This is a genomic window from Kosakonia sp. LAM2021 (assembly GCF_016620385.1).
Lineage (GTDB): Bacteria > Pseudomonadota > Gammaproteobacteria > Enterobacterales > Enterobacteriaceae > Kosakonia > Kosakonia sacchari.
Map to the genome: position 1 here is coordinate 161,164 of NZ_JAENHT010000001.1, position 15,495 is coordinate 176,658.

At 52.5% G+C, this 15,495-nt stretch carries 15 protein-coding genes, 4 tRNA genes and 1 other RNA gene; 6 read left to right on the top strand and 14 right to left on the bottom strand.

The features are described 5' to 3' along the window. Window positions 1-9 precede the first annotated feature (9 nt). On the top strand, window positions 10-849 hold the full coding sequence (gene pdxK / locus JKP81_RS00720; protein WP_200550224.1) for a pyridoxine/pyridoxal/pyridoxamine kinase: 840 nt from the start codon (window positions 10-12) through the stop codon (window positions 847-849). 45 nt (window positions 850-894) lie between these two features. Here the strand turns inward: pdxK and crr are convergent, their stop codons facing one another. From crr to cysZ, 5 genes are all read right to left on the bottom strand, one after another. After that, on the bottom strand, window positions 895-1,404 hold the full coding sequence (crr, locus tag JKP81_RS00725; protein ID WP_017458915.1) for a PTS glucose transporter subunit IIA: 510 nt from the start codon (window positions 1,402-1,404) through the stop codon (window positions 895-897). A 39-nt stretch (window positions 1,405-1,443) separates the two neighbouring features. Next, window positions 1,444-3,171, bottom strand: a complete 1,728-nt coding sequence (ptsI, locus tag JKP81_RS00730) for a phosphoenolpyruvate-protein phosphotransferase PtsI (RefSeq protein WP_200550225.1) — start codon at window positions 3,169-3,171, stop codon at window positions 1,444-1,446. A 50-nt stretch (window positions 3,172-3,221) separates the two neighbouring features. Beyond that, a complete protein-coding gene (gene ptsH / locus JKP81_RS00735) occupies window positions 3,222-3,479 on the bottom strand; it encodes a phosphocarrier protein Hpr (protein WP_007370907.1) in 258 nt (85 codons plus the stop codon). A gap of 383 nt (window positions 3,480-3,862) precedes the next feature. Continuing rightward, complete coding sequence (gene cysK, locus JKP81_RS00740) at window positions 3,863-4,834, bottom strand: cysteine synthase A (protein WP_017458913.1); 972 nt, start codon at window positions 4,832-4,834, stop codon at window positions 3,863-3,865. A gap of 140 nt (window positions 4,835-4,974) precedes the next feature. Next, complete coding sequence (gene cysZ, locus JKP81_RS00745; RefSeq protein ID WP_200550226.1) at window positions 4,975-5,736, bottom strand: sulfate transporter CysZ; 762 nt, start codon at window positions 5,734-5,736, stop codon at window positions 4,975-4,977. Between the two features lie 226 nt (window positions 5,737-5,962). Between cysZ and zipA the strand changes: the two genes are divergently transcribed. From zipA to JKP81_RS00760, 3 genes are all read left to right on the top strand, one after another. Further along, window positions 5,963-6,949 carry a cell division protein ZipA gene (gene zipA / locus JKP81_RS00750; protein ID WP_200550227.1) on the top strand — a complete coding sequence of 329 codons (987 nt, stop codon included), beginning with the start codon at window positions 5,963-5,965 and terminating at the stop codon, window positions 6,947-6,949. Between the two features lie 68 nt (window positions 6,950-7,017). Then, window positions 7,018-9,036, top strand: a complete 2,019-nt coding sequence (gene ligA, locus JKP81_RS00755) for an NAD-dependent DNA ligase LigA (protein WP_200550228.1) — start codon at window positions 7,018-7,020, stop codon at window positions 9,034-9,036. Further along, window positions 9,037-9,252, top strand: a complete 216-nt coding sequence (locus JKP81_RS00760) for a DUF3820 family protein (RefSeq protein ID WP_200550229.1) — start codon at window positions 9,037-9,039, stop codon at window positions 9,250-9,252. Here JKP81_RS00760 and JKP81_RS00765 read toward each other — a convergent pair. After that, window positions 9,249-10,238, bottom strand: a complete 990-nt coding sequence (locus JKP81_RS00765) for a bile acid:sodium symporter family protein (protein WP_020454645.1) — start codon at window positions 10,236-10,238, stop codon at window positions 9,249-9,251. The two genes, JKP81_RS00760 and JKP81_RS00765, sit on opposite strands and share 4 nt — an antisense overlap. Before the next feature lie 89 nt (window positions 10,239-10,327). Here JKP81_RS00765 and JKP81_RS00770 point away from each other — a divergent pair, with 89 nt between their 5' ends. Next, window positions 10,328-11,257, top strand: a complete 930-nt coding sequence (locus JKP81_RS00770; RefSeq protein ID WP_200550230.1) for a LysR family transcriptional regulator — start codon at window positions 10,328-10,330, stop codon at window positions 11,255-11,257. On the opposite strand, the gene JKP81_RS00775 is transcribed toward JKP81_RS00770, so the two are convergent. The 6 genes from JKP81_RS00775 to JKP81_RS00800 form a co-directional block, all read right to left on the bottom strand. Next, window positions 11,248-11,595 carry a FlxA-like family protein gene (locus JKP81_RS00775; RefSeq protein ID WP_020454643.1) on the bottom strand — a complete coding sequence of 116 codons (348 nt, stop codon included), beginning with the start codon at window positions 11,593-11,595 and terminating at the stop codon, window positions 11,248-11,250. The genes JKP81_RS00770 and JKP81_RS00775 overlap by 10 nt on opposite strands. 401 nt (window positions 11,596-11,996) lie before the next feature. After that, window positions 11,997-12,119, bottom strand: a non-coding RNA gene (locus JKP81_RS00780) — RtT sRNA. Between the two features lie 33 nt (window positions 12,120-12,152). Beyond that, window positions 12,153-12,228, bottom strand: a tRNA-Lys gene (locus JKP81_RS00785). 4 nt (window positions 12,229-12,232) lie between these two features. Beyond that, window positions 12,233-12,308, bottom strand: a tRNA-Val gene (locus tag JKP81_RS00790). 41 nt (window positions 12,309-12,349) lie between these two features. Then, a tRNA-Val gene (locus tag JKP81_RS00795) sits at window positions 12,350-12,425 on the bottom strand. Window positions 12,426-12,466: 41 nt separating this feature from the next. Further along, window positions 12,467-12,542: transfer RNA gene (locus tag JKP81_RS00800), tRNA-Val, on the bottom strand. A 256-nt stretch (window positions 12,543-12,798) separates the two neighbouring features. On the opposite strand from JKP81_RS00800, the gene gltX reads away from it, so the two are divergent. Further along, window positions 12,799-14,214 carry a glutamate--tRNA ligase gene (gene gltX, locus JKP81_RS00805; protein ID WP_200550231.1) on the top strand — a complete coding sequence of 472 codons (1,416 nt, stop codon included), beginning with the start codon at window positions 12,799-12,801 and terminating at the stop codon, window positions 14,212-14,214. Between the two features lie 89 nt (window positions 14,215-14,303). Here gltX and JKP81_RS00810 read toward each other — a convergent pair whose 3' ends face one another. Beyond that, window positions 14,304-14,903, bottom strand: a complete 600-nt coding sequence (locus tag JKP81_RS00810) for a nitroreductase family protein (RefSeq protein WP_200550232.1) — start codon at window positions 14,901-14,903, stop codon at window positions 14,304-14,306. A gap of 332 nt (window positions 14,904-15,235) precedes the next feature. Beyond that, on the bottom strand, window positions 15,236-15,478 hold the full coding sequence (locus JKP81_RS00815) for a DUF1158 family protein (protein WP_175273339.1): 243 nt from the start codon (window positions 15,476-15,478) through the stop codon (window positions 15,236-15,238). Between the last annotated feature and the right edge of the window lie 17 nt (window positions 15,479-15,495).

Sequence of the window (15,495 nt, forward strand, 5' to 3'; positions counted from 1 at the left end):
GGAGAGGTAATGGAGATGATCCTGTTCAGGGATAAGACCCGGGCGCAGCAGGCCGATATCGTTGCCGTACAATCACAGGTTGTCTACGGTAGCGTGGGCAACAGCATAGCGGTGCCGAATATTCGCCAGCATCATTTGAACGTACTGGCCGTGCCGACCGTGCTGTTCAGCAACACGCCGCACTATGACACCTTTTACGGCGGCGTCATTCCTGATGAGTGGTTTAACGGCTATTTACAGGCGCTGGAAGAGCGTGATGTTCTGCGCAGCGTTAAAGCTGTGACGACCGGTTATATGGGCAGCGCCAGCCAGATAAAACTGCTGGCTCAGTGGCTCACAGTGTTGCGGGAAAAACATCCGCAATTATTAATTCTGGTTGATCCGGTGATTGGCGATACCGACAGCGGCATCTACGTAAAACCAGAAATTCCGCAGGCATATTGTGAACATCTGCTGCCACTGGCGCAGGGGATCACGCCAAATGTGTTCGAGCTGGAAGTGCTGAGTGGTCAGCCATGCCGGGATTTGCAAAGCGCGATTGAGGCGGCAAAAGGCCTGTTATCGGAATCGCTGCATTGGGTGGCGATCACCAGTGCGCCGGTTGAGCAACACGATGAGCAAATCCACGTGGTACTGGTTACTGCTGATGCGGTTCATGTGAGTGGTTATCCGCGTGTGGCGACAGATCTCAAAGGCACTGGCGATCTGTTTTGTTCTGAACTGGTGAGCGGCATTGTTCAGGGAAAAGCGCTCGACATGGCGATACAGGCTGCGGGCGATCGGGTCGTAGAAGTGATGGGATATACGCTGGAAAAAGGCTATGACGAGCTGATTTTACCGCCGCAGTAAAGCAAAAATGGCGCCTTTCGGCGCCATTCTTTTATGCATTACGCATTACTTTTTGATGCGGATCACCGGGGTTTCGCCCACGGTTACGCTACCAGAAAGTTTGATAAGCTCTTTGATTTCGTCCATGTTGGAGATAACCACCGGCGTCAGGGTTGACTTGGCTTTCTCTTCCAGCAGCGGCAGATCAAATTCGATTACCGGATCGCCAACTTTTACGCGCTGGCCTTCTTCTGCGATGCGTTTGAAACCTTCACCTTTCAGTTCAACGGTGTCGATACCGAAGTGAACAAACAGTTCAATGCCGCTATCGGATTCGATAGAGAAGGCATGGTTGGTTTCAAAGATTTTACCGATAGTACCATCAACCGGGGCTACCATTTTGTTACCGGTCGGTTTGATAGCAATGCCATCACCAACGATTTTCTCAGCGAACACAACATCCGGTACATCTTCAATGTTGACGATTTCGCCAGAAAGCGGGGCAATAATCTCAATGGTTCCGGTGTCTTTTTTATCATCAGAAACCAAAGATTTCAGTTTATCGAAAAAACCCATGATCTTCTCCTAAGCAGTAATTTGGGCGCATCTCGTGGATTAGCAGATTGTTTTTTCTTCAATGAACTTGTTAACCAGCGTCATTAACTCGTCCGTTGTCGGTTGAGCAAGAGCCTGCTCTGCTAACACCTTCGCATCTTCGAAGTTCGTGTTACGAATAATCTTCTTAATGCGCGGGATAGAAATGGCGCTCATACTGAATTCATCCAGACCCATCCCCAGCAACAGAAGTGTAGCACGTTCGTCGCCAGCAAGCTCACCACACATGCCAGTCCATTTGCCTTCCGCATGAGAAGCATCAATAACTTGCTTGATCAGGGTGAGTACAGACGGTGACATTGGCTGGTAAAGATGTGAAATCATATCATTACCACGGTCAACCGCCAGGGTGTACTGCGTCAAATCATTGGTACCGATACTAAAGAAATCGACTTCTTTCGCCAGATGGCGGGCAATTGTCGCGGCAGCAGGAGTTTCCACCATCACGCCAATTTCAATGCTCTCGTCAAACGCCTTGCCTTCGTTACGCAATTCTTGTTTGTAGATCTCAATCTCTTTCTTCAGTGCGCGCACTTCTTCGACAGAGATGATCATCGGGAACATAATTCGCAGTTTACCGAAAGCGGAAGCGCGCAGAATCGCGCGTACCTGGTCGCGCAGGATCTCTTTGCGATCCATGGCGATACGTACCGCACGCCAGCCCAGGAACGGGTTCTCTTCTTTCGGAAAATTCATGTAAGGCAGCTCTTTGTCGCCGCCAATGTCCATGGTACGGACGATAACTGCCTGAGAACCGCAGGCTTCAGCCACCGCTTTGTAGGCGTCGAACTGCTCTTCTTCAGTCGGCAGGGCGTCGCGATCCATGAACAGGAATTCGGTACGGTACAGACCAACACCTTCGGCGCCATTGCGCTCCGCGCCCGCGATATCGCGAACGGTACCGATGTTGGCACATACTTCCACCTGGTGACCATCAAGGGTGATCGCCGGCAGATCTTTCAGTTTCGCCAGTTCGGCTTTTTCTTCAGCAACCTGAGTTTGCGCCGCGCGCAGTGTCTCAATCTCTTCATCGCTCGGGTTAACGTAGACTTTGTTGTTAACCGCATCGAGGATCAGATAATCGCCATTTTTGACCTGAGTGGTGACGCTACCGGTGCCCACAATCGCTGGCAACTCAAGGGAGCGCGCCATGATAGACGTGTGGGAAGTACGACCACCGATGTCAGTGATAAAACCAAGCACTTTTTTCAGGTTCAGCTGAGCGGTTTCTGACGGTGTCAGGTCGGCCGCAACCAGAATCACTTCTTCCTGAATTGCGCTCAGATCGATAATCGGCATACCCAGTATGTTGCGCAGCAGACGCTTACCGATGTCACGTACGTCAGCAGCACGTTCTTTCAGGTATTCATCATCCAGCTCTTCCAGGGCTGTTGCCTGACCTTCGATAACTTCATGCGCTGCCGCATCGGCAGTCATGTTCTTATCTTTAATCAGGGCTATGATTTCCTGCTCCAGCTCCTCATCTTCCAGCAGCATAATATGCCCTTCGAAGATGGCTTCTTTTTCTTCACCGAAAGTTTCACCCGCTTTCGTTTTGATTGCTTCCAGCTGTGCCGATGCTTTGGCACGACCGCTCAGGAAACGCTCAACTTCCTGGTCAACCTTGTCGGCAGAAATTTTCTTCCGGTCGATGACGATCTCGTCTTCTTTCAGCAGCAATGCTTTGCCGAAAGCGATACCCGGGGATGCTAAAATGCCTGAAATCATAACCCTACCTTTACTTGTGACTGATCTTGAAAAGAACCCGTAAGTAAAACTTACTCAAGTTCTGCCATCAGTTTAACCAGATGCTCAACCGCTTTTTGCTCGTCTTCGCCTTCAGCGGTCAACGTCACAACAGTACCTTGAGTCAGACCCAAAGTTTGCAGTTTGAACAGGCTTTTCGCGCTAGCGCTTTTGCCGTTAGAAGTCACAGTGATTTCAGAAGAGAAGCCTTTTGCTTCTTTAACAAACTGAGCAGCAGGGCGGGTATGCAGACCGTTCGGAGCGGTAATGGTAACTTCTTGCTGGAACATTGTATTTCCCCAACTTATAGGTTTAGTGTTGTGGAACTAAAGTCTAGCCTGGCGGCATGACTTTAGCCTGTATTGTTAGCGCCGGCGCAACGGGACAAACTACAGAAGCCTGCCTGGCGCAACCAAACGCTGGCGCTTCTGGCTGCTGACGTTTCGCTCGTCATTAAACATTATGCAGCGAAAGGCAGAATTGAACCAAATCATAAAATCGATTCAGCTTGGTGAAATCTTGCCTTCGATTAATTTCGCGCATCAAAATAAATGTGATGGTTAAATACCAGACTAGGAGGTTTCAGGCAATGCCAGGTAGGGCAAAAATTTGATATATGCCACAAAAAAGCACCGCAATCGGTGCTTTTTTGGGCTTATTTAACAATCTGGCATCACTGTTGCAATTCTTTTTCAGTAAACAGATCGGCAAACAACGCGGTGCTCAAATAACGCTCGCCAGAAGAAGGCAAAATCACCACGATATTCTTATTGGTAAAGGTTTCGTCTTCTTGCAATTTCAGCGCCGCCGCAACGGCAGCACCCGAAGAGATACCCGCCAGAATACCTTCCTCTTCCATCAAACGACGCGCGGTACTGATGGCTTCTTCGTTGGTAATTTTGACAACTTTATCGATCAGTTTCAAATCCAGGTTGCCGGGAATAAAACCCGCGCCGATGCCCTGAATTTTGTGCGGACCAGGTTTCAGCTCTTCGCCTGCCAGCGCCTGAGAAATAACCGGAGAATCAGTTGGCTCGACCGCGACGGTGATCAGGTCAGTTTTGCCTTTGGTATTTTTGATATAACGCGTTACGCCAGTCAGCGTACCGCCAGTGCCTACGCCGGAGATAAACACATCAACCTGACCATCGGTGTCTTCCCAGATTTCCGGGCCGGTAGTTTTTTCATGGATTTCCGGGTTAGCCGGGTTACTGAATTGCTGCAACAGCAGGAATTTCGCCGGATCGCTGGCGACAATTTCTTCCGCTTTCTGGATAGCGCCTTTCATGCCTTTTGCGCCTTCCGTCAGTACCAGGTTCGCGCCTAATGCCTTCAGCAGCTTACGGCGTTCGATACTCATGGTTTCCGGCATGGTCAGCGTCAGTTTGTAGCCGCGTGCAGCTGCGACATAGGCCAGCGCGATCCCGGTGTTGCCACTGGTTGGTTCAACCAGTTCTACGCCCGGTTTCAGCACCCCGCGTTTTTCGGCATCCCAAATCATATTGGCACCGATACGGCATTTTACGCTGAAGCTTGGGTTACGTGATTCGACCTTCGCCAGAATGCGGCCGTTACCGATGCGGTTCAGTCGAACCAGCGGCGTATGACCAATCGTCAACGAGTTGTCTTCAAAAATCTTACTCATAGCCCGTCCTTAACTGTATGAAATTTGGGAGTCACCTCAGCATACGCACTTACTGTTGTTGGGGAAGTAAGGAAATCGCATATCTATATGCTGCGGCGAAATAATGCTAATCAGTATGGAATAAGAAACGGAATAAATCCTTATCGCCACACCGCGTGTTTTTCCCGATAGCAATCGACCCACATTGCCGTTGCGCCACACACCGCTACGGGCATCACGACCAGATTCAACACTGGAATCATCGTAAACAGGCTGGTGAGCGCACCGAATTGCATATTAATAACCTTGCGTTCACGCAAGGAAACGCGCATCGCTTTAAACGGCACCTTATGGTTATCAAACGGATAGTCACAATACTGGATAGCCAACATCCACGCACTGAACAGGAACCACAGCACCGGGGCGACGGTTTGTCCAATACCGGGGATAAAATAAAGCACCAGCAACAATAAAGCGCGGGGCAGATACCAGGCCAGTTTTTGCCATTCGCGCTTCATGATGCGCGGTACATCTTTGAGCAGCCCAAAAACGCCGACGTCGGGCGGTGTCGCGCCGGTAAGGCGTGCTTCCAGCTGTTCTGCCAGCAAGCCATTAAAGGGAGCGGCAATCCAGTTCGCAAGGGTTGAGAAGAAGTAGCCGAACACCAACAGAATTGAGACAACGGCAATTGGCCACAGTAAATAGCTCAGCCATTGCAGCCAGTCCGGCACATGGTTCATCAGCGAAGGGATCCAACTATCCAGGCGGGTAAACAGCCACCAGAATGCGCCGCCCATCAGCAAGATATTCACCATTAACGGCAAGATCACAAAGCGGCGAATGCCTGGCAGTGTGACCAGTTTCCAGCCTTGGGAAAAGTAAAACATGCCGCTGCGAGCAACAGACGGGGATGATGAAACCATAATCTGGCCATACTCCTTTCATGACGACCGAAAACTGCAGCTTATAATATTCATCAGACGGGGGAAACCCGTTCGGAAATGTTCGAAAAAACAGCAAAAAGCACAATTTCGTTCATCTTTATGCTGCGAAAGACACGCGCGCACTTGCACTTGACGTAATGGGCAAATACTCTTAGTGAGTAAATGTTTGCCGTGGTGGCAAGGTGTTAGAACAACAGAGAATATAATGATGCAGGATTTGCGTCTGATATTAATCATTGTTGGCGCGATCGCCATAATTGCTTTGCTGGTTCATGGGTTTTGGACCAGCCGCAAAGAACGTTCGTCCATGTTCCGGGATCGCCCATTAAAACGCATGAAGTCGAGACGTGACGACGACGAGTTGGATGACGAGGATGTCGAAGAAGACGAAGGCGTAGGTGAAGTGCGTGTTCATAAAGTGAATCACGCGCCGGGAGCCAGTAACGAGCAGGACGCGCCGCGTCAGCACCAATATCAGCCGCCTTATGCGTCGGCACAACCACGCCCGTCGGCACCGTCTGTTCAACCTGAAGAGCCACCGCACCACGCGCAGCAGCCTTATTCCCAGCAGCAGCCGGAGCGTCCTGCGCAAGTTCCTGCCTTTGAAACGCAGACGGTGCGTCACGCGCCGCAACAGCCTGTAGCACCACAACAACCAGTGGCACCTCAGCAGCCTGCGCCCCAGTATCAATCGCAACCTGAAATTGCGCAGCCCGCACCTCAGCCGGAACCTGAACCGGTTGTCGAAGCGCCAATCGAAAAACCGCAGCGCAAAGAGACCGTGATTATCATGAACGTTGCTGCACACCATGGCAGCACGTTGAATGGCGAAGTGCTGCTGAACAGCATTTTGCAGGCCGGGTTTAAATTCGGCGATATGAGCATTTTTCATCGTCATCTTAGCCCGGACGGCAGTGGCCCGGCGCTTTTCAGCCTGGCCAATATGGTCAATCCCGGCACGTTTGATGTTGATACGATGAGCGAGATGGCAACGCCAGGCGTCACCATCTTTATGCAGGTGCCTTCCTATGGCGACGAGTTGCAAAACTTTAAACTGATGCTGCAATCCGCACAGCATATCGCCGATGAAGTCGGTGGTGTGGTGCTGGACGATCAGCGTCGGATGATGACGCCGCAGAAATTACGTGAATACCAGGATCGTATTCGCGAGGTCAAAGACGCCAACGCGTAACGGGATCGAACATTATTTCCTTCCAGAACCCCCGCCAGTCGGGGGTTTTTTATCATTGATGGTGCGATATGGACTCAATTGAACAACAACTGACAGAACTGCGAACCAGCCTTCGCCATCATGAATATCTGTACCATGTTATGGACGCGCCGGAGATCCCGGATGCCGAGTACGATCGTCTGATGCGTGAACTGCGTGAGCTCGAAGCGCAGCGCCCTGATTTAGTGACGCCTGATTCGCCGACGCAGCGTGTTGGCGCAGCGCCGCTTACGGCTTTTAGCCAGATACGTCATGAAGTGCCGATGTTGTCGCTAGACAACGTGTTTGACGAAGAGAGTTTCCTCGCTTTTAACAAACGTGTGCAGGACAGACTGAAAAGCACCGACGCGCTTACCTACTGCTGCGAGCTAAAGCTGGATGGCCTGGCGGTGAGTATTCTCTACGAAAACGGTGTGCTGATGCGTGCGGCAACGCGCGGCGATGGCACCACCGGAGAGGATATCACCACTAACGTGCGCACTATCCGCGCCATCCCGCTCAAGCTGCACGGCGACAATATTCCCGCCCGCCTCGAAGTGCGTGGTGAAGTGTTTTTGCCGCAGTCGGGTTTTGAAAAAATCAACGAAGATGCGCGTCGTACCGGTGCGAAAGTTTTTGCCAACCCGCGTAATGCGGCCGCAGGCTCATTGCGCCAGCTCGATCCACGTATCACCGCCAAACGCCCCCTGACCTTTTTCTGCTATGGCATCGGCATTCTCGAAGGGGGCGAACTGCCGCGCAGCCATCTGGGGCGTTTGCAGCAGTTCAAAGCCTGGGGGCTGCCGGTAAGTGACCGTATACGTCTGTGCAGCACGCCGGAAGAGGTGTTGGCCTTCTACCACCAGGTTGAAGCCGATCGTCCAACGCTCGGTTTTGATATTGACGGCGTGGTGATTAAGGTCGACTCGCTCGATTTACAGGAACAGCTGGGCTTTGTCGCTCGCGCGCCGCGCTGGGCAGTCGCCTTCAAATTCCCGGCGCAGGAGCAGATGACCTTTGTTCGTGATGTTGAGTTCCAGGTCGGGCGTACCGGTGCGATTACGCCTGTTGCCAGGCTTGAGCCGGTACACGTCGCCGGGGTTCTGGTCAGCAACGCTACACTGCACAACGCCGATGAAATCGACCGTCTGGGTCTGCGTATTGGTGATAAAGTAGTGATTCGCCGCGCCGGTGATGTGATCCCGCAGGTGGTCAATGTGGTGCTTTCCGAGCGTCCACAAGAAACCCGTGAAGTGCTTTTTCCGACACACTGCCCGGTGTGTGGTTCCGATGTTGAGCGTGTTGAAGGCGAAGCCGTTGCCCGCTGTACCGGCGGGTTAATCTGTGGTGCGCAGCGTAAAGAGTCGCTGAAGCATTTTGTCTCCCGTCGCGCGATGGATGTGGATGGCATGGGCGACAAGATAATCGACCAACTGGTGGAAAAAGAGTACGTCCATACACCGGCAGACTTATTCCGTCTTACGGCAGGTAAGCTGACCGGGCTGGATCGTATGGGGCCTAAATCGGCGCAAAACGTAGTCAATGCGCTGGAGAAAGCCAAAGAGACAACCTTTGCTCGTTTCCTCTATGCGCTCGGTATCCGCGAGGTTGGCGAAGCCACGGCAGCCGGTCTGGCGGCTTACTTTGGTACGCTGGAGGCGCTGATGGCAGCAAGCGTTGACGAGCTGCAAAAAGTGCCTGATGTTGGGGTTGTGGTCGCGAAACACGTGGACAACTTCTTCAATGAAGAGAGCAACCGCGAGGTTATCCGCCAGTTAGTCGAGGATGTTGGCATTCACTGGCCAGCGCCGGTTGTCATCAAGGCTGACGAGATCGACAGCCCGTTTGCCGGGAAAACTATCGTGCTAACCGGTAGCCTGAGTCAGCTTTCACGCGATGACGCTAAAGCACGTTTAACAGCGCTAGGGGCAAAAGTTGCGGGCAGCGTGTCGAAGAAAACGGATCTGGTGATCGCCGGGGAAGCGGCGGGCTCCAAGCTTGCGAAGGCGCAGGAACTGGGGATTGAGGTGATCGACGAAGCCGAGATGATTCGCCTGCTGGGAGCGTAAATGGAAAAGGAACAGCTCGTCGAGATTGCTAATACCATCATGCCGTTTGGTAAATACCAGGGGCGGCGGCTTATCGATCTGCCTGAAGAGTATCTGCTGTGGTTTGCCCGGAAGGATTCGTTTCCCGCCGGGCGGCTGGGCGAGTTGATGCAGATAACGTTACTGATCAAAACGGAAGGGCTGAGCCACCTGGTACAGCCCCTGAAACGCAATTAAGCTTTCGCCGCTTCCTGCGCCTGCTGTTGCTCCGTTTGACGTTTATAACGGCGCGCCAGCACGGCGCAGACCATCAACTGGATCTGATGGAAGATCATCAGCGGCAGCACCATCATCCCGATCACCGACGTCGGGAACAGAATGTTGGCCATAGGAATACCGTTGGCGAGGCTCTTTTTCGAACCGCAGAAAACAATAGTGATTTCATCGGCTTTGTTAAAGCCACATTTCCGTGCCACCACTACGTTCACTACGATGACAATCGCCAGCAACACCAGGCTCGCCACCACGATAAACAGCAGCGAACCGATGCCCACTTTATGCCAGATGCCGTTCACCACCGCTTCGCTAAAGGCGGAGTAAACCACCAGCAGAATCGACGTCTGGTCGGTTTTTGAAATCCACTTCTTATGTTTCGCCACAAAAGCGCCGGTCCACGGGCGTGAAAGGTGGCCCAGCACAAACGGCAGCAGCAGTTGCAGCATGATCTTACCCACTTGCTCAAGGCTGCCTTCTGCGCCGTGCAGATCCATCAGCAGGCCAACCAGCAGCGGCGACAGGAAGATGCCGAGTAAGCTGGAGGCCGATGCCGAGCAAACCGCCGCCGCGACATTACCGCCCGCCAGCGAGGTAAAGGCTATTGCCGACTGAACGGTCGCAGGCAGAATGCACAAATACAGAAAACCGGTATACAGCTCCTGGCTGACATTCACCGGCGACCACCAGACAAACAGCACGCCGAGCGCCGGGAAAAGCACAAACGTGCTGCACATTACCCAAAGGTGTAAACGCCAGTGGCTACCGCCAGCGATGATCGCCTCGCGCGACAGTTTTGCGCCGTGCATAAAAAACAACAATGCAATCGCGGCGGTGGTTAGCCCTTCGAAAAACGGCACAAAGCCGCCGCGCGCCGGGAAGAAAGAGGCCAGCAAAACGGTACAGACCAGCGTGAGCGTAAAAGGATCAAGGATACGAAAAAGTTTCATGTGCACTCCTGAAAGTCGGTGTCGCTATTGTGCTTTTTCTGCTTTGAGAAATAAAATTGATTTATTGCATCCATTCATGAATTTATAAGATGAATTATTCCTTACGTCAGTTACGCGTCTTTGTCACGGTGGCGCAGGCCAAAAGTTTTAGCCGGGCAGGGGAGATAATCGGCCTCAGCCAGTCGGCGGTAAGCCATAGCGTGAAAGAGCTGGAGCTGCAAACCGGTGTACGCTTACTCGACCGTACCACCCGCGAAGTGGTGCTGACCGAAGCCGGACATCAACTGGCCGGACGCCTCGAGCGGCTGTTAGATGAGCTTAGCAGCACACTGCGTGAAGCCGGGCGCGTCGGGCAGCAACTGACTGGCACAGTGCGTGTGGCGGCGAGCCAGACCATTTCGGCGCACCTGATCCCACAGTGCATCGCCAGCAGTAACCAGCGCTATCCGGAAATTGATTTTGTGTTGCACGACCGGCCGCAGCAATGGGTGCTGGAAAGTATTCGCCAGGGCGAGGTGGATTTTGGCATTGTGATAGATCCAGGCCCGGCGAACGATTTTCAGAGCGAAGAGATCCTCGAGGAGCCATTCTTTTTGCTGTGTCGCAGCGATCATTTGTGGGCACAGCTTGCGGAGGTGCCTTGGTCGGCGCTGGATGGTGCGAGATTAGTGGTGCAGGATTACGCGTCAGGTAGCCGACCGCTTATCGATGCGGCGCTGCGCCATTTTGCTGTGCGCGCGACAATCGTGCAGGAGATTGGCCATCCGGCAACGCTGTTTCCAATGGTCGAAGCGGGGATCGGCATTAGCATTCTGCCCGCACTCGCCTTGCCGCTGCCGCAGGGAAGTGAGCTGACAGTAAAACGGCTGGTGCCGGATATGCAGCGCAAAATTATGCTGGTGCGGCGAAAAAATCGGTCACTCTCGGGGGCGGCGCAGGCATTGTGGGAAGTCGTAAGAGAACAGGCCCGGTGTTTAAACCAGGCCCGTGAGGACGATCCGTTATTTACTCAGACGTAAATATCAATCTGATGATCGTCGGAAGGTTTGTTAACACCTTCCGCTTTCGTTTGCGGGTGCTGCTGGGCTTGTTTCTGCTCTGCTTCCTCAGCCTGTTTGCGCTGCAGTTGCGCCAGCTGCGCTTGCAGTTGCTGGATTTCAGTCTGAATCATCTCTTGCTGTTTCTTCTTGTCTTCCGTCGAACCGCTCCCGTTAGCGATTTCTTTCAGCTGCTGCGTCAGCTTGGTGATCTTCTGAGTAATGCGGCTGATTTGCGAAGCGGTATCGTTGCCGGTAGACGATGAACTACCCGCGCTACCTGTTTGAATTGACGCAGTTGTTGTCGAGATTGTGGTCATTGCACACTCCTTTTTGCCATAAAACATGGTTATCGGCCGTCATCATTCATTTCTTGAATTGTCTTAATCGAATGGCGGTTCGGCGGGCATCATATCGGGACATTAAGGATAAATTATGGGTAAACGTTACCGTTTTTACTCGTTGAAAATAATGGGGTTTTATTCGTTTCTCTATTGCTGTCAGGGTAGGTTTAATGGCTAACCCGACAGGTATTTAAGCGCTTATATGCTGCCCTAAAGAAAATTGTGCGGCGGGAAAAATTCATTGGTTTACTGGTCGCATAATGGGAGTCGCGCGGTTGGTAATCAATAGATTTCAACTGAAGGCTGGAATGGTGGAATGGGCAGATAAAGGGTAAATCGCAGATAGCAAAAAAGCGCCGCCAGCGCCATTTTTACATTGGTGGGTCGTGCAGGATGACTCGCTTTGCTCGCCCTTCGGGCCGTCGCCGCAAGCGGCTCCGTTGTCTCACTACGTTCGACTCGAACCTGCTGCAGGTTCGAATCTTTTATTTGGGCAGATAGCAAAAAAGCGCCTTTAGGGCGCTTTTTTACATTGGTGGGTCGTGCAGGATTCGAACCTGCGACCAATTGATTAAAAGTCAACTGCTCTACCAACTGAGCTAACGACCCGAAGTGGTGGGTGATGACGGGATCGAACCGCCGACCCCCTCCTTGTAAGGGAGGTGCTCTCCCAGCTGAGCTAATCACCCACTTCGGTACTTCAACTGATAAGAATTCGCTGGTGAGAAAGTGGTGGGTGATGACGGGATCGAACCGCCGACCCCCTCCTTGTAAGGGAGGTGCTCTCCCAGCTGAGCTAATCACCCACTTCTCATTCTTATCTACACTGCGGAAGCCACAAAAATCGTGGTGGGTGATGACGGGATCGAACCGCCGACCCCCTCCTTGTAAGGGAGGTGCTCTCCCAGCTGAGCTAATCACCCCCGCTGTGTGGAGTCGCATTATAGGGAGAGTTGAAAATGAGTCAACGCATTTTCAAAAGAAATTGTTCGTTCGTCGTAAAATTAGACAAACCGCTGCGTAAAGCGTCGCGAGAGCATGATTTCTAAACAAAATAGCCAGATAACCCCCTCATTGCGGCAACAACATTGAGGAATCAGCCCACAGTGATAGAATATCGCCCACTTTCATTTTCGCTATTGCCGACGGTCGGCATCTTTATAAACGTAAGGCCATTTCATGAAAATCAAAACTCGCTTCGCGCCAAGCCCCACCGGCTATCTGCACGTTGGCGGCGCGCGCACTGCTCTTTACTCCTGGCTATTTGCACGTAATCACGGCGGTGAGTTTGTGCTGCGTATTGAAGACACCGATCTTGAGCGCTCCACTCCGGAAGCAATTGAAGCCATCATGGATGGCATGAACTGGCTGAACCTGGAGTGGGACGAAGGTCCGTACTTCCAGACTAAACGTTTCGACCGCTACAACGCGGTCATTGATGAAATGCTCAAAGCCGGCACCGCCTATAAATGTTACTGCTCGAAAGAACGCCTTGAGCAACTGCGCGAAACGCAGATGGCAAACAATGAAAAACCGCGTTATGACGGCCGCTGCCGCCATGACCACTCGCATCATGCGGATGATGAACCGTGCGTCGTGCGTTTTGCCAACCCGCAGGATGGTTCTGTTATTTTTGACGACCAGATTCGCGGCCCGATTGAGTTCAGCAACCTCGAACTCGATGACCTGATCATTCGCCGTACTGATGGTTCACCGACCTATAACTTCTGCGTTGTGGTTGATGACTGGGATATGGAAATCACCCACGTTATTCGTGGTGAAGACCATATCAACAACACGCCGCGTCAGATCAACATCCTGAAAGCGCTGAACGCGCCGGTTCCGGTTTACGCGCACGTGTCGATGATTAACGGCGACGATGGTAAAAAACTCTCCAAACGCCATGGCGCGGTCAGCGTAATGCAGTATCGCGACGATGGTTATCTGCCGGAAGCGCTGCTTAACTATCTGGTGCGTCTGGGCTGGTCGAGCGGCGATCAGGAGATCTTCACCCGTGAAGAGATGATCAAGCTGTTTTCACTCGGTGCGGTAAGCAAGTCGGCGAGCGCGTTCAACACCGACAAACTGCTGTGGCTGAACCATCACTACATCAATACGCTTGATCCGGAGTATGTGGCGACGCACCTGCAGTGGCACATTGAACAGGAAAACATCGACACCCATACCGGCCCGCAGCTGTTTGAATTAGTGAAGCTGCTCGGCGAGCGTTGCAAAACGCTGAAAGAGATGGCGGCAAGCTGCCGTTATTTCTATGAAGAGTTTGACGAATTCGACGCAGATGCAGCGAAAAAACACCTGCGTCCGGTTGCGCGTCAGCCGCTGGAAGTGGTGCGAGACAAGCTGGCTGCTATCACCGACTGGACGGCGGAAAACGTTCACCACGCGATTCAGGCGACTGCCGATGAGCTGGAAGTAGGTATGGGCAAAGTCGGTATGCCGCTGCGCGTTGCCGTGACCGGCGCGGGACAGTCTCCGGCGCTGGATGTCACCGTTCACGCCATTGGCCAGGCGCGGAGTATCGCGCGTATCAACAAAGCGCTGGGTTTTATTGCTGAGCGTGAAAGCCAGCAGTAAGTTTTACCTGCTGTAAATAAAAAGCCGCCTTTATTAAGGCGGCTTTTTTATGGCTGTCAGCTCACAGCGTGCAGCGTGAATTCCGTCGATTAACGGGCAACCACAAAGCGTTTAGCGTCATCCATAAAGGCTTTATCGCCAGCGGGTGCCACGATCGAACCGAAGTTCATATGACCGCGCAGTTTCCAGTTCGCCGGAATACCCCAGGTGCGCTGCACATCGGCGTCAACCAGCGGGTTATAGTGTTGCAGATTCGCGCCAATGCCTTTTTCGGCCAGCGCCAGCCACACGGCGTATTGTGCGATACCGGTGCTGTGTTCAGACCATACCGGGAAGTTATCGGCGTAAGCGGCAAACTGCTCCTGCAAGCCTTTCACCACATCCTGATCTTCAAAGAACAGCACGGAACCCGCCGCTGCGGCAAAGCCGTCCAGCTTGTCGGAAGTGGCTTTAAAGCTCTCTTCCGGCACGATTTTTCTCAGTTGCTCGCGAGTCAGCTCCCAGAACTGCACATGTTCTTTACCTAACAGGATCAGCGCGCGGGAGCTCTGTGAGTTAAACGCAGAAGGCGCCTGACGAATCGCTTCTTTGATGGTTTCAATGACGACATCTTCTGCCACCGGCAGATCTTTACCCAGGGCGTAAATGGTGCGGCGTTGTTTGGCTAAAGCGAGAAAATTGTCTGACATAGTCACTCCTGAAGTTGGCTGCACGTCCGCGACGTTGTTACCTGCGGACTGTGGAAACAAAGCGCTAAAAAGTTTCTGTAATGGGTTCATGGTTAATCTGGCCTGCAACGAAAGTTTTGATTAATTTTACGGCCAACCTGCGGGCCAGTTCCGTTTGTAATGGGCTGTTTTGCCCTGATGAAACGAATGATAGGCCGATGACGTGGAAAGAAAAAGCTGAACTATTTGCGCGTAGTATTCAAAAAATTAGAATGACTTTTGAATAGTTATCGAGGGTAAAAGGCGGGGAGATTCCCCACCGTACACGCGCAGGGAGGGGAAATAGTGCGTTTTCAAACGGCGAGCCAGCGCTTCCAGATAAAGCGCACCACAAAAAACTCCACGGTGCCGAGCAACAAAAACCACAGGCAGTAAAGAATGATGTAAAGCTGGGTTAGATCGAGCAGATGAAAGCGCTGCACCAGGCTTTGCGCCAGTTGCAACCCAAGCGCGGGCGCGGGAAGCAGCAGCACGGAGAGAAAGGCCATCAGCAGAATGCCTGCCAGCGTAAGCAGCGGTTCGAGCGAGTGTTTCATAAGCGTTAATCAATGGT

Coding starts and splice junctions, on each gene's coding strand:
- pdxK (WP_200550224.1), top strand. CDS start 10: ATGGAGATGATCCTGTTCAGGGATAAGACCCGGGCGCAGCAGGCCGAT.
- crr (WP_017458915.1), bottom strand. CDS start 1,404: ATGGGTTTTTTCGATAAACTGAAATCTTTGGTTTCTGATGATAAAAAA.
- ptsI (WP_200550225.1), bottom strand. CDS start 3,171: ATGATTTCAGGCATTTTAGCATCCCCGGGTATCGCTTTCGGCAAAGCA.
- ptsH (WP_007370907.1), bottom strand. CDS start 3,479: ATGTTCCAGCAAGAAGTTACCATTACCGCTCCGAACGGTCTGCATACC.
- cysK (WP_017458913.1), bottom strand. CDS start 4,834: ATGAGTAAGATTTTTGAAGACAACTCGTTGACGATTGGTCATACGCCG.
- cysZ (WP_200550226.1), bottom strand. CDS start 5,736: ATGGTTTCATCATCCCCGTCTGTTGCTCGCAGCGGCATGTTTTACTTT.
- zipA (WP_200550227.1), top strand. CDS start 5,963: ATGATGCAGGATTTGCGTCTGATATTAATCATTGTTGGCGCGATCGCC.
- ligA (WP_200550228.1), top strand. CDS start 7,018: ATGGACTCAATTGAACAACAACTGACAGAACTGCGAACCAGCCTTCGC.
- JKP81_RS00760 (WP_200550229.1), top strand. CDS start 9,037: ATGGAAAAGGAACAGCTCGTCGAGATTGCTAATACCATCATGCCGTTT.
- JKP81_RS00765 (WP_020454645.1), bottom strand. CDS start 10,238: ATGAAACTTTTTCGTATCCTTGATCCTTTTACGCTCACGCTGGTCTGT.
- JKP81_RS00770 (WP_200550230.1), top strand. CDS start 10,328: ATGAATTATTCCTTACGTCAGTTACGCGTCTTTGTCACGGTGGCGCAG.
- JKP81_RS00775 (WP_020454643.1), bottom strand. CDS start 11,595: ATGACCACAATCTCGACAACAACTGCGTCAATTCAAACAGGTAGCGCG.
- gltX (WP_200550231.1), top strand. CDS start 12,799: ATGAAAATCAAAACTCGCTTCGCGCCAAGCCCCACCGGCTATCTGCAC.
- JKP81_RS00810 (WP_200550232.1), bottom strand. CDS start 14,903: ATGTCAGACAATTTTCTCGCTTTAGCCAAACAACGCCGCACCATTTAC.
- JKP81_RS00815 (WP_175273339.1), bottom strand. CDS start 15,478: ATGAAACACTCGCTCGAACCGCTGCTTACGCTGGCAGGCATTCTGCTG.